The following is a 12,281-nucleotide window of genomic DNA, read 5'->3' as shown; positions in this document are numbered from 1 at the left end:
TCCTCGGGCCGATCGCCAATGCGCTCTCCGGCGTGTTCTCTGGGGCGGGCGGCATTTTCGCCAACGTCCTGCATGCGGGCGGGATGGTCGGATCGGCCGGACACTCGCGGATGGTCCCGGCCATGGCTTTTGCCGCTGCGCCCCGGATGCATTCCGGCGGCATGGCGGGCCTACGCCATGACGAGGTGCCCGCGATCCTGCAGCGGGGCGAGCGCGTGCTGTCGCGGCGCGAGGCGCAGGCCTACGGCACGGGTGGCGGGGTCAACATCACCATCATGGCCCGCGATGCCGAGAGTTACCGGCAGTCGAGGACGCAGGTCGCTGCCGACATCGCCCGCGCCGTCTCGCTCGGGCGGAGGGGCATGTGATGGCGTTCCATGAGGTCCGGTTTCCCGACAATATCAGCCGCGGCGCGCGCGGCGGGCCGGAACGGCGCACGCAGATCGTCGAACTCGCCTCGGGCGACGAGGAGAGGAACGCCAGCTGGGCAAATTCGCGCCGCCGCTACGACGTCGCCTACGGCATCCGCCGCGCCGACGATCTGGCGGAGGTCGTCGCCTTCTTCGAGGCGCGGAACGGCCGGCTCCATGGCTTCCGGTTCAAGGACTGGGGCGACCACAAGTCCTGCCTGCCTTCGGGCACGCCATCGCCCGCCGACCAGTCGATCGGCACCGGCGATGGCGCGACGACCGCCTTCCAGCTGGTCAAGCGCTACTCCTCGGGTGCGCAATCCTGGACACGCGCCATCGCCAAGCCGGTGGCGGGCAGCGTGCGCGTCGCGCTCGGCGGGGTCGAGCAGATGTCGGGCTGGACGGTCGATACGACCACCGGCGTCGTGACCTTCGACACCGCGCCGGCCGCGGGCGTCGCGATCACCGCGGGCTTCGAGTTCGACGTGCCGGTCCGTTTCGACACAGACGCGCTCGACGTGACGCTCGACCTCGAGCGGCTCGGCTCGATCACCACCATTCCGCTTCTGGAGATCCGGCGATGAACGACACCGGCAGCTTCGTCGCAGCCGTGCTGCGCGAGCTCGCGGCCTCGACCGCCGTGATCCTCGCCGCCTGGGGCGCGCTCGGCGGCGCGACCAACGCGCTGACCACGAAGATGCACCTGCGCGACGCGCTGCGGCACATCCTGCTCGGTGGTCTGATCGCCGCAGGAATGGGCAGCCTGTCGATGGCCGTGATTACCGCCTGGCTCGGCCTGCCGCCTGAGACGATCCCCGCTGGCGGCGCTGCCGGGTCGGCCGCCTATCTCGTCGGCGTCTTCGGGCCGGCCTTCATCGAGATGCTGCTCGCCCGCCTGCGTCGCGCCAACGAAGGCAACGGCGATGAATGATCTCATCCGCCTCGCGCGCTCCCTCCGCTGCGACCCGGCCGACCCCCGGCAGGCCTTCGCCCATCGCCTGCGCATCGGCCTCGCTGTCGCGGCGCTGATCCTGACCCTCTCGCTACTCCGGTAATCCCATGCACATGACCGACCGGGGCCTGCTGGCCCTCGTCCGGCACGAAGGACTCGTGCCCGGACCCTATCTCGATGTGAAACAGGTCTGGACCTTCGGCATCGGCCACACGGCCGCGGCTGGCTCGCCCGATCCCGCCACCATGCCGCGCGGCATGCCCGCCGATCTCGACGCCGGGATCCGCGAGGCGTTCCGGGTGTTCCGCGCCGATCTTGCGCGCTACGAGACCGCCGTCCTGCGTGCCGTGAAGGAGCCATTGGCGCCGCACGAGTTCGATGCGTTGGTCAGCTTCCACTACAACACCGGCGGGATCGCCAAGGCCGCGCTAACCCGACACCTCAACGACGGCAATCGCGTTGCAGCCGCCGACGCGTTTCTGAACTGGCGGAGACCGGCCTCGATCATTCCCCGCCGGGAGGCTGAGCGTGACCTGTTCCGCCATGGCCGCTATCCCGGCGGCACGATCCCGGTCTGGTCTGTGGACCGCACGGGCCGCGTCGACTTCTCACGGCCGATCCGTCGCCTGACCGAAGATGAGGCGCTGGCGCTGCTGCGGCGCTCGCCGCTGCCGAGGCCGCCGGTCCTCGATCCTGCACCCGACACGCCGACTGGCTGGCTTGCCCGGCTGGCCGCCTTCTTCTCCACCCTGATCCGGAGGGCCTGATCCCATGCGCTACGTCCGACCCAACTCGCTCACCTGGTGGGCGGGACTTCTCGCCATGCTCACCGGCATCGCCTCCCTCGCGCTGCCCGCCACCGGGCCGTTCGGGGAACTGTCCCGGCTCGTCGCGCTGCTCGCCGGCTCTGGCGATGCCTCGCCAGCGGGGCTGATGTTCCTCGGTCTCGGCCTGATCGGCCTGCGCGACCGGATCGAGCGCGGGTTCCGCAGCGATGCTTGAGTTCCTCGCAGGTCTGCTCGTGGGCGGCTGCCTCGGCGTCTTCGTCGTCGCCCTCTGCGTGGCCGCCGCACGCGGGGAGCGGGACGATGGCTGATCTTCTGATCTGGCTGGTCGCGGCCTTGGGCGCGGTCGGGGGCGTGGTGCTCGGCCGACTCTGGGGCCGCGCGGAGGGGAAGCGCGCGGGCAAACGGGAGGCAGAACGCGATGCGACGGAAGACAAGAACAAGCGCTTGGAGCGCGGACGCGACGCGGTTCGCGACGGCCGCGGGTCTGGCGATCCTGTTGACCGGCTGCGCCGCAACGATGGGCGGTGGTGACGCCGGCTGCGCCTCCTACGCCGAGGCGCGGCTGGCCCGACCACCCGCCGAAACGGTCGGCGCCGTGCCGCCGGACTGGGCCGACTGGATCGCCGATCTCGACGACCGCATGACGGGAAGCTGCCGATGAAACCCCTGTCGCCCGCCCTGCAGGCGCATCTCGACGAGGCCACGACGACGCTCGCCTGGTGCTGGCGGATCACCCGCGCTGACGGCGTCACCTTTGGCTTCACCGACCATGACCGGACGCTGAGCTTCGACGGCACAGACTTCGAGCCCGAGAGCGGGCTCACGGCGTCCGAGGTCCGCTCAGGATCGGACCTGTCGGTCGATGCGCAGGACGCCGAGGGGGTGCTGACCTCGGACCGGATCACCGAGACCGACATCCTCGATGGCCGCTGGGACAACGCCGAGGTCGAAGTCTGGCGGGTGAACTGGTCCGATACGAGCCAACGCGTGCTGATGCGACGCGGCGCCATCGGCCAGATCCGGCGCGGGCGCCTGGCCTTCGTCGCCGAGGTCCGCTCGCTCGCGCATGTGTTGGCCCAGACGGTCGGGCGAACCTTCCAGGCGAGCTGCGATGCCGCGCTCGGCGATGCGCGCTGCGGAGTCGATCTGGAGGACCCCACCTTCACGGGCGCGGGCGCGGTGGTCGACCTCCTGCGGGACCGCGCGTTCACCGCCTCCGGACTCTCCGGCTTCGAGGCGGCCTGGTTCACCTTCGGCACCATCGAATGGACCAGCGGCGCGAACGCGGGGCGTCGGGCTGAGGTGCTGGGCCATGACGTGACGGATGGCGTCGCGATCCTCTCCCTGCTTGAGGCGCCGGTGCGGTCCATCGCCGACGGCGACGCTTTCGCCATCCGCGCTGGCTGCGACAAGCGCATCGAGACCTGCGGCGCGAAGTTTGCCAACACAGCCAACTTCCGCGGTTTCCCGCATATCCCGGGCCAGGACACGATCCTGCGCTATGCAACCAAGGATGGCGGCCACGACGGTGGTGTTCTGTGACCAACGTCGTTTCCAATGGAAACGACGGGTGGCAGCGCATCGCTTCGCGATGCACGAGAGCCACCGCCGATCCAGACAGGGTCATCGCCGCGGCGCGCGCGTGGGTCGGCACGCCCTACCACGACCAGGCAAGCCTCAAGAGTGTCGGCTGCGACTGCCTCGGGCTGGCGCGCGGGGTCTGGCGCGAGGTGGTCGGCCTCGAGCCGTTTCCGATCCCGCCCTATAGCCGCGACTGGGGCGAGACCGGGCCGCGCGAATTGCTGGCGGAAGGCGCGCGTGCAATGATGATCGAGGTGGCGCCCGCCGAGTCCAGGCCCGGCGCGCTGGTGCTGTTCCGCATGATGCCTCGCGCCATCGCCAAGCATGTCGGCATCCTGACGGGTCCAAACACTTTCCTCCACGCCTACGAGCGGCTGGGCGTGATCGAGGAGCCGCTAACCCAATCCTGGCGGCGGCGCATCGCCTTCGCCTTCCTGTTCCCGCAACGCTGAGGCCCCGACATGGCAACGCTTGTTCTCGGCGCGGCCGGCGCCGCCATTGGCAGCTCGATCGGCGGGGCCATCCTCGGCGTCAGCGCCGCGACCATCGGCGGCTTTGTGGGCTCCACCATCGGTTCGGTGGTCGACAGCTGGATTGTGTCCTCGCTCGCGCCCACGCAGCGGATCGAAGGTCCGCGGCTCGACAGCCTCCGGATCACCGCCTCGACGGAAGGCGCCGTCATCCCGCGCGTCTACGGCCGCATGCGCATGGGCGGCAACGTGATCTGGGCGACCGACTTCCGCGAGGAGACCAAGACCACCACGCAGGGCGGCGGCAAGGGCGGCGGAGGCGGCGGCAAGGTCAAGACGACCGAGTATCTCTACTACGCGAGCTTCGCCGTGGCGCTCTGCGAGGGACCGATCACCGGCATCGGGCGCATCTGGGCAGACGGGAAACTCCTCGACACGGCCGGGATCACCTGGCGCTGGTATCCGGGCGACGAGAGCCAGACCGCGGACCCGTTCATCGCCGCCAAGATGGGTGCGGCGAACACCCCGGCTTATCGCGGCACAGCCTATGTGGTCTTCGAGGAGCTGCCGCTCGGGAACTATGGCAACCGCCTGCCGCAGCTCTCCTTCGAGGTGTTCCGCCCGCTCGCGGATACCGACACAGCCGAAGGGCTGACGCAGGCCGTCACCATGATTCCGGCCTCGGGCGAGTTCACCTACGCGACGCAGGGCATCCGCAAGGGCAGCGGCGGGGCGCAGGTGCCGGAGAACCAGAACGCGCTCTCGGACACCGCCGACATGGTTGTGGCGATTGACCGGCTGCAGGCCATGGCGCCGAAGGTGGAAAGTGTGAGCCTCGTCGTCGCCTGGTTCGGAAACGACTTGCGCGCAGGCGAGTGCACCATCCGTCCGGGGGTGGAGGTGTCGGCCAAGACCACCAGCCCGCAGACCTGGTCGGTGAACGGCGTGGATCGGTCTGCCGCCCATCTCGTCAGCCGCGACGATCAGGATCGGCCGGTCTATGGCGGCACGCCGTCCGACTTCGCGGTGGTGCAGGCGATCAAGGAGATGAAGGCCCGCGGGCTGCGCGTGACCTTCTATCCCTTCATCCTGATGGACGTGCCGCCCGGCAGCACGCTTCCGAACCCGTACAGCGACAACGCCGCCGAGGCTGGTCAGCCGGCGTTCCCCTGGCGCGGCCGCATCACCTGTTCGCCCGCCGCGGGTTACGCCGGCAGTGTCGACAAGACCGCCACGGCTGCAAGTCAGGTCGCGGACTTCTTCGGCAGCGCCAGCCCGTCTGACTTCGCGATCTCCGGCCAGACCGTCTCCTGGACCGGCGCGGCGGGCGATTGGGGTCTGCGCCGCATGGTGCTGCACTACGCCCATCTCTGTGCGGCGGCGGGCGGGGTCGATGCATTCCTCATCGGCACGGAGATGCGCGGGCTGACCACGATCCGCTCGGGCGCCAGCGCCTATTCGGCGGTGCAGGCCTTCCGCGATCTGGCGGGCGACGTGCGGTCGATCCTCGGGCCCGGCACGGACATCAGCTATGCAGCGGACTGGTCGGAATACTTCGGCCACCAGCCGGGCGACGGCACCGGTGACGTGTTCTTCCACCTCGATCCGCTATGGGCGGACAGCAACGTCGATTTCGTCGGCATAGACAACTACATGCCGCTGTCGGACTGGCGCGACGGGTTCGAGCATCTCGACGCGGCCGAGGGTTGGCCTGCCATCTACGGCCGGGCTTACCTGCAGGCGAACATCGCAGGCGGCGAAGGCTTCGACTGGTTCTACGCCAGCGCCGCCGACCGATCGGCGCAGGTGCGCACACCGATCACCGATGGGGCGGCGGGCAAGCCGTGGGTCTTCCGCTACAAGGATCTGCGCGCCTGGTGGTCGAACGCGCACTACAACCGCCCGGGCGGGGTGGAGAGCGGGACGCCGACCGCGTGGGTGCCGGAATCCAAGCCGATCTGGTTCACCGAGCTTGGCTGCCCAGCCATCGACCGCGGCACGAACCAGCCCAATGTCTTCTTCGACCCGAAATCCTCCGAGAGCTTCGTGCCGTACTTCTCCCGCGGCTGGCGGGACGACGCCATCCAGCGCGCCTATCTCGAGGCGACGTATCTCTTCTGGGGCGAGGCCGCGAACAACCCGGTGTCCTCGGTCTATGGCGGCCGCATGGTGCATGTGCCCGAATGCGCCGCCTGGACCTGGGACGCGCGACCCTATCCGTTCTTCCCGGCGCTGACCGATGTCTGGACGGACGGCGCCAACTGGCGGCTCGGTCACTGGCTGACCGGCCGGCTCGGCGCAGTGTCGCTCGCCGCTCTCGTCCGCCACCTCTGCCTGCGCGCGGGCCTGCCCGAATCCCGGATCGACGTCACCGGACTCTGGGGCGCGGTCGAGGGCTACGCCATCGGCGCGCAGGAGAGCCCGCGTGCGTCCATCAGCACGCTCGCGCGCCACTTCGGCTTCGACGCCGTTGAGACTGAGGGCATGATCCGCTTCGTCATGCGCGGCCGGGCAGCGGTGGCGAGCGTCACGCCGGACGATCTGGTCGCCGCCCGCGAGGGCGATGTCCTCGAACTGACCCGCGGCCAGGAGACCGAGCTGCCGCAGGCCCTGAAGTGGCAGGTCGCCCGCGCCGACGAGGATTACGAGGCCGCGCAGGTGGAAGCGCGGCGCATCACCGTCGACACGACCCGGATCGCCTCGGAGAGCTTCCCGATGGCGGTCCCGCCGGAGGAGGCCGAACGCCGCTGCCGCCGCGCGCTGATGGAAGCCTGGACCGGCCGCGAGAGCGCGGTCTTCCGACTGCCACCGTCGCGGCTGGCGCTCGACCCGGCAGATGTCGTGTCGTTCGCCCATGACGGCCGCGCTTTCCCACTGCGGCTCGTCTCCATCGCCGACGCGGACGCGCGCGGCATCGAAGCTGTTCGCCAGGACAGGGAGGCCTACGACTTGCCGCCCGGCGCCCCGCGGCCCTCGGCGCTCTCGCAGCCCGTCGTCTTCGGCGCGCCCGAGGCAGTGCTGCTCGACCTGCCGCAGCTGACCGAGGACCAGCCCGCGCATCGGCCCTTCGCGGCGGCGCATGCAGTGCCGTGGCCGGGCGAGATGGCGGTGTTCCGCAGCCCTTCGACCGATGGCTTCGAGCTGCTGACCACGTTCGGCAGTCGCGCCCGGATCGGCACACTGGTCTCGGACTTCTACGCGGGGCCGACGTCGCGCTTCGATCTCGGCAATGCTCTGGTCGTCGATCTGCTGACAGGCACGCTGGAAAGCATAACGGACCTGACGCTCTTCGGCGGGGCTAACGCGCTGGCCATCGAGAGCGCGCCCGGCGTCTGGGAAATCGTCCAGGCGGGCGCGGCCGAGCTGCTCGCCCCCGGCAGGTATCGGCTGACACGTCTCCTGCGCGGCCAGCGCGGCACCGAGGGAGCCATGGGCAATCCGACGCCCGCTGGCGCGCGGGTGGTGGTGCTCGACGACAGCCTCGCAACGCTGCCGATCGCCGAGGCCAACCTTGGGATCCCGTGGAACTGGCGCATCGGCCCGGCCAGCCGTTCGGTCAGCGACGAGACCTATGTCGCGCAATCCTTCACGCCTCAGGGCGTGGGGGTGCGGCCGTTCTCGGTCGCCCATGTCCAGCAGCCATGGCGCAAGCCGCGCACGCCCGGTGATCTGACCATCCGCTGGACGCGCCGGTCCCGTGCGCTCGCGGCCGACAACTGGGGCGGGCTCGAGGTCCCGCTCGGAGAAGAGCTCGAAGCCTACGAGGTCGAGATCCTCGACGGCGCGACCGTGAAGCGCGTCCTGAGCACGGCCACCACCAGCGCCGTCTACACCGTCGCCCAGCAGACCGCCGATTGGGGCACGCCGCTCGGGCCCGGCGACACGCTCGACATCCGCATCTTCCAGCTCTCCGCCCTCGTCGCGCGGGGCGCGCCGAAAACCGTCACCCTCACGTTCTGAGGCCATCCCATGTCCGACGCCACGACCCATCTCCTGCTGCCCTACATCCTCGCGGCGCAGGCCCAGAAGCATGTCACTCACAACGAGGCGCTGCGGATCCTAGACGGGCTCGTCCAGCTCTCCGTTCTAGACCGGGATTTGACCGCGCCGCCGGCTTCTCCCGCCGATGGCGACCGCTACATCGTCGGCTCGGGCGCGACCGGCGACTGGGCTGGCTGGGATCTAAACGTGGCTCTGTTCACGGATGGTGCCTGGCTGCGCCTGCCTCCTCGCACCGGATGGCGGGCGTGGGTCGAGGACGAGGGCCTGCTGCTCGTCTACGACGGGTCTGGCTGGATCGGGACAACGCCGGACGTGCTGCAGAACCTTGCGCTTCTTGGGCTGGGGACGACGGCAGATGCGTCGAACCCGTTCTCGGCAAAGCTGAACGCCGCGCTCTGGACCGCTAGGACCGTGGCCGAGGGCGGGACCGGCGATCTCTTCTACACCATGAACAAGGAGGCGGCAGGCGGCGATCTCGGGCTGACCCTCCAGACCGGCTTCGTGACCAAGGCGCTGGTCGGGCTGTTCGGCTCGGACAGGTTCCGGCTCGCCGTCTCGGCCGACGGCAGTACCTTCTTCGACGGGCTGAGCGTCGACAACGCCACCGGCATCGTCGACCAGCCGCGGCTGCCGCGGTTCATGGCGTACACCAACTACGACAACTACGTGGGCGTCGGGACCTGGACGAAAATCGCGATCAACAACACCGACTACAACGACCAGAGCGCCTTCGATGCAGCCAACAACCGCTTCGTGGCGCCCGCGGACGGTACCTACCTCTTCGGCGCGACGCTGCTTTACAAGGTCAACGCCAGCACGTCGGCGCGGATGAGCGGGCGGCTCGTCCTGAACGGCACGACCGAGATCCGCGGCTCGCGGGGCGAGATCAGCGGCGCGCATGTCTCGGAGGCGACGGCGCTCTGGCTTCAGACGATGGTGTCGCTTACCGCCGGTGACACCGTGGAGCTGCAAGGCAACTTTCGCGCCGCGGATGGCTATTTCGCCGCAGACCAGACGTCCTTCTGGGGCGCGAAGATTGGCTGAGTGCGGCGCGCCATGGCCCCACAACACCCAGAGGACGGCCCTGTACGGATGCCGGAGCACGAATTTTGCCAGGCGGCGGCGGACTTCTAACGACCTGTCCTCGCTGACGGTGCATTCCGCCGTGACGAAGATATCTGTGCCTTACCGACACACGACGGATATCGAACGCAACCGAGGAAACGTCCGTATGGACCGCTGCGTTCGACTAGCCAGCCATCTTCGCATTCCGGGCAGGTAGGATAGCTGGCGCCGCAACCACATCGAACCTCGGAGGTTCCATCTACGTGGCGCGGCAGGGCTGTGCCACAGGAAGCGCAGGTGGGCAGTAGGTTTCCGCAGTGCTGAACGTGCTCGCATCGATACCAGATGCGTCCATCCTTTCCTGTCACGCCCAGCAATCGGCCACCGCATTCTCCGCAGGCGTGCGCTTCGGGTTCAGCTCCGGGTGCTGTCGAGATCCCGTAGGCGGGGTCTTTGCGAAGCTCGGTCACGAAGGACGACGGCCTTGCATTCGAGGCGAGTATTGTCAGCGTGTGGCGGGCTCGGGTCATCGCGACATACATCACGCGCCGCTCCTCGGCGTTCTGGAATGCCTCCTCTTCCGGCGATACCAGAGACAGGAGGGGGTCATCGACGATCTCTGACGGGAACCCCGTGCGCCCACTGTCGGCGTTCAGCAGGATGACGTGGTCGGCTTCAAGCCCCTTGGAGGCATGGATGGTCTTGAAGCTGATCTTCAGACGCCGAAAACGGCGCCGAAGATCCGGCATGTCTGGTTCGATGAAGCGGTAGCGGCCAAGGAGCAGAACCGTCGCTGGTTTATCTTCCGGCGGCACGGCAGCGGACAGGGAGGCAAGGACCTCGTTTAGTTTTACCTCATCTTCGCCCTTTGACACGGTCACGACCCTGATTGCCGGTTCGGTCGCGGTCCCCGCCGGGACGATCTTCTTGTCGATCTGGGCGGGGTTCCGCAGAACGAAGGTTCGGGCGGCGAAGGCGATCTGATCGACCGACCGGAAGGTGCGCCCGAGATCGACAGTCCGGTGCACGCTAGCCTCACCATCGAAGCTGCCGCCGAACTCTCGCCCAAAATGACGCATCAGATGGATATCGGACCCTGCGAAGCGGAAGATCGACTGCCAGTCGTCACCAACGGCGAAGACGCGCACATCCGGATGCTGAGCCTTCAGCGCCTTCACCAACCGGGCTCGGCTTTGAGAGATGTCCTGGAACTCGTCGACCAAGATGTGGCGGAACGGACTCTTGTAGCGGCCGGTTTCAGCATAGTGGGCGGCGCGCAGGATCATGTCCTCGAAGTCGATCCGGCCACCGAGGCGCTTCTGGTATTCTTCGAAAACCGGCGCGAAGACGTCGAGGAACGCTCGGGCGCGCTTGCCCAGCTTCATCTGTTCGGATTTGGTCTCGCAGTCCTGCAAGCTGTAACCGCCGCTCTTGAACTTGCGCAGAAAGGTTCCGAGCAGCTTCGAGAAGTCATCGACCTGCTTTAACTCGACGATCCGGTCATAGATCGTGTCGACCGGTCGGGGTTTCAGGGTGACATGCGGCGCCAGCTTTTCGGCAAGCCCGGTCAGCAGACGCCCTTCCTGCCGCTCATAGCTGTAGGTCTCGATCAGAGTGGTGTCATGCTCGGCGTGGACCTGCCGCTTCCAGTCCATGCCAGCAAGGTATTCGTCGCGGTCCACGAAGGGCGCGGTGATCAGCCGTTCGCTTCCGTCGGCCATCTTCTGGCGCCGCACCCCGAAATGCTCAATGTAGATGCCGCTCTCGATGAGGCGGAAGTCCGGCTGGTAGTCGCGTCTTCCGGTTTCGGCGATCTTGTGTTCGTAGACCGGCTCGTACTCGTATTCGACGCCGTTCTCATACAGCCAATTGGCGATCTGTAGCTCTTCGTAGCTCTTGACCCTTTCGCCCTGCAGCGTGCGCAGGTCCTGGGTTTCCAGATGGGTGTAGAAGTCGTGCTTGGTCTGGAAGTCCCATTCAGTCTTCGGTTCGACCAGGAAATGCGCGAAGAATTGGATGATCGCCCGCGACACCGCTGACAGCTGGTGGACCAGGTCCTTCAGGATCTGCTTGATCAGGTTGGTGAAGGCCATGTCGTCGGTGGCATGTTCGGCCAAGGCGGGCTTCGACCCTTCCACGATGCCGATGATGTCGTAGGCAATCGCATGGAAGGTTCGCGCGACGATGGGCACGCCGGATCGTGCCTCGACCCGTTCCGACATCTCCTCCGCCGCATTCTTCGCGAAGGCCAGAAGCAGGATTTCTTCTGGCTGGCGGATGCCAGCCGTGACGAGGTAGGCAGCCTTGGCGGTGATGACGCTGGTCTTTCCCGAGCCCGCCCCAGCGAGGACGAGCGTCGCGTCCTCATCGACAACAACCGAGAGGCGCTGCTCCGGCGTCAGCGGCTTGCTTTCAATCGTGTCGAAAAACTCCTTCCAGCGGTCCAGTTCAGAGGCGACGAATACGGCTATGCCATTCGCCCGCAACGCGCGCGGCTCAGCTGCGAATTTTCGGACGGGCGCAATGCGCTCGACGGCCTCGGGGCCGATGGCTTCGGCATTCAGCTTCGACAGCAGCGAAGCATCCAGTGCTCGGGCGTCATCCAGGAGGGGCGCGATCTGACAAGCGGCGGGATATCGGAGCGGCGCCGCCAGCAACATGACCTCAGCGCGGATTCTGTCCAGGTGAGCCGCTTCTTTCTCGAGGGCCGCGAGATTGAAGCGAGACCACGCTTCTTTGATCCGTTCTGAAAATTGATGGGCAGCTTGATGGTTCGCCCCCTTCAACGTCAGATATTCAGCTCTGTCTGAACGGACGGTCAGTGCGGTTCCAAGCATTCCCTTTCGGAGAGAAGGCGCACTGGCTATCGATTGCAGCGATATCGAAGCAACTCGGCCGCGGCTTATGATCCGAAGACTGTCGCCGTCCAGTTCCATTGCACGAGGAAACCGACCGAACGGATCAGCCAAGAAACCGATAAGAATACGTCGTTGAAGTCTCTCCAATAACTTCG

At 67.4% G+C, this 12,281-nt stretch carries 13 protein-coding genes and 1 pseudogene; 13 read left to right on the top strand and 1 reads right to left on the bottom strand.

Annotation, left to right across the window (positions count from 1 at the left end; all coding sequences use genetic code 11):
- The 13 genes and pseudogenes from BM075_RS24110 to BM075_RS05230 form a co-directional block, all read left to right on the top strand.
- Positions 1-368, top strand: a pseudogene (locus BM075_RS24110) (phage tail tape measure protein); the annotation flags it as partial.
- On the top strand, positions 368-994 hold the full coding sequence (locus BM075_RS05270; protein ID WP_093359609.1) for a DUF2460 domain-containing protein: 627 nt from the start codon (positions 368-370) through the stop codon (positions 992-994). The pseudogene BM075_RS24110 and the gene BM075_RS05270, both read left to right, overlap by 1 nt.
- Positions 991-1,341, top strand: coding sequence for a hypothetical protein (locus tag BM075_RS05265; protein ID WP_093359608.1), 351 nt, complete (start codon positions 991-993; stop codon positions 1,339-1,341). The genes BM075_RS05270 and BM075_RS05265 overlap by 4 nt, the downstream gene beginning before the upstream one ends.
- Complete coding sequence (locus tag BM075_RS24970) at positions 1,334-1,465, top strand: hypothetical protein (RefSeq protein ID WP_281244921.1); 132 nt, start codon at positions 1,334-1,336, stop codon at positions 1,463-1,465. The genes BM075_RS05265 and BM075_RS24970 overlap by 8 nt, the downstream gene beginning before the upstream one ends.
- Before the next feature lie 4 nt (positions 1,466-1,469).
- Positions 1,470-2,129, top strand: a complete 660-nt coding sequence (locus BM075_RS05260) for a lysozyme (protein ID WP_093359607.1) — start codon at positions 1,470-1,472, stop codon at positions 2,127-2,129.
- A gap of 4 nt (positions 2,130-2,133) precedes the next feature.
- Complete coding sequence (locus BM075_RS05255; RefSeq protein WP_093359606.1) at positions 2,134-2,364, top strand: hypothetical protein; 231 nt, start codon at positions 2,134-2,136, stop codon at positions 2,362-2,364.
- Positions 2,357-2,458, top strand: coding sequence for a DUF3789 domain-containing protein (locus tag BM075_RS24750; RefSeq protein ID WP_143089818.1), 102 nt, complete (start codon positions 2,357-2,359; stop codon positions 2,456-2,458). The genes BM075_RS05255 and BM075_RS24750 overlap by 8 nt, the downstream gene beginning before the upstream one ends.
- Complete coding sequence (locus BM075_RS05250; RefSeq protein ID WP_093359605.1) at positions 2,451-2,681, top strand: hypothetical protein; 231 nt, start codon at positions 2,451-2,453, stop codon at positions 2,679-2,681. The genes BM075_RS24750 and BM075_RS05250 overlap by 8 nt, the downstream gene beginning before the upstream one ends.
- A complete protein-coding gene (locus BM075_RS24385) occupies positions 2,668-2,811 on the top strand; it encodes a hypothetical protein (protein ID WP_177208256.1) in 144 nt (47 codons plus the stop codon). Before BM075_RS05250 ends, BM075_RS24385 begins: the two co-directional genes overlap by 14 nt.
- A complete protein-coding gene (locus BM075_RS05245; RefSeq protein ID WP_093359604.1) occupies positions 2,808-3,692 on the top strand; it encodes a DUF2163 domain-containing protein in 885 nt (294 codons plus the stop codon). The genes BM075_RS24385 and BM075_RS05245 overlap by 4 nt, the downstream gene beginning before the upstream one ends.
- 38 nt (positions 3,693-3,730) lie before the next feature.
- On the top strand, positions 3,731-4,183 hold the full coding sequence (locus BM075_RS05240) for an NlpC/P60 family protein (protein ID WP_093359965.1): 453 nt from the start codon (positions 3,731-3,733) through the stop codon (positions 4,181-4,183).
- A 9-nt stretch (positions 4,184-4,192) separates the two neighbouring features.
- On the top strand, positions 4,193-8,161 hold the full coding sequence (locus tag BM075_RS05235) for a baseplate multidomain protein megatron (RefSeq protein ID WP_093359603.1): 3,969 nt from the start codon (positions 4,193-4,195) through the stop codon (positions 8,159-8,161).
- Between the two features lie 9 nt (positions 8,162-8,170).
- Entirely contained in the window at positions 8,171-9,247 is a 1,077-nt protein-coding gene (locus tag BM075_RS05230) for a DUF2793 domain-containing protein (RefSeq protein ID WP_093359602.1), read from the top strand.
- An 86-nt stretch (positions 9,248-9,333) separates the two neighbouring features.
- On the opposite strand, the gene BM075_RS05225 is transcribed toward BM075_RS05230, so the two are convergent.
- Positions 9,334-12,204 carry a UvrD-helicase domain-containing protein gene (locus BM075_RS05225; protein WP_093359601.1) on the bottom strand — a complete coding sequence of 957 codons (2,871 nt, stop codon included), beginning with the start codon at positions 12,202-12,204 and terminating at the stop codon, positions 9,334-9,336.
- Positions 12,205-12,281: the final 77 nt, after the last annotated feature.

It is taken from the genome of Tropicimonas isoalkanivorans (assembly GCF_900112335.1).
Taxonomy (GTDB): domain Bacteria; phylum Pseudomonadota; class Alphaproteobacteria; order Rhodobacterales; family Rhodobacteraceae; genus Tropicimonas; species Tropicimonas isoalkanivorans.
Note: the sequence above shows the minus strand (reverse complement) of the source record. Positions and strands in the feature narration are given on the sequence as shown.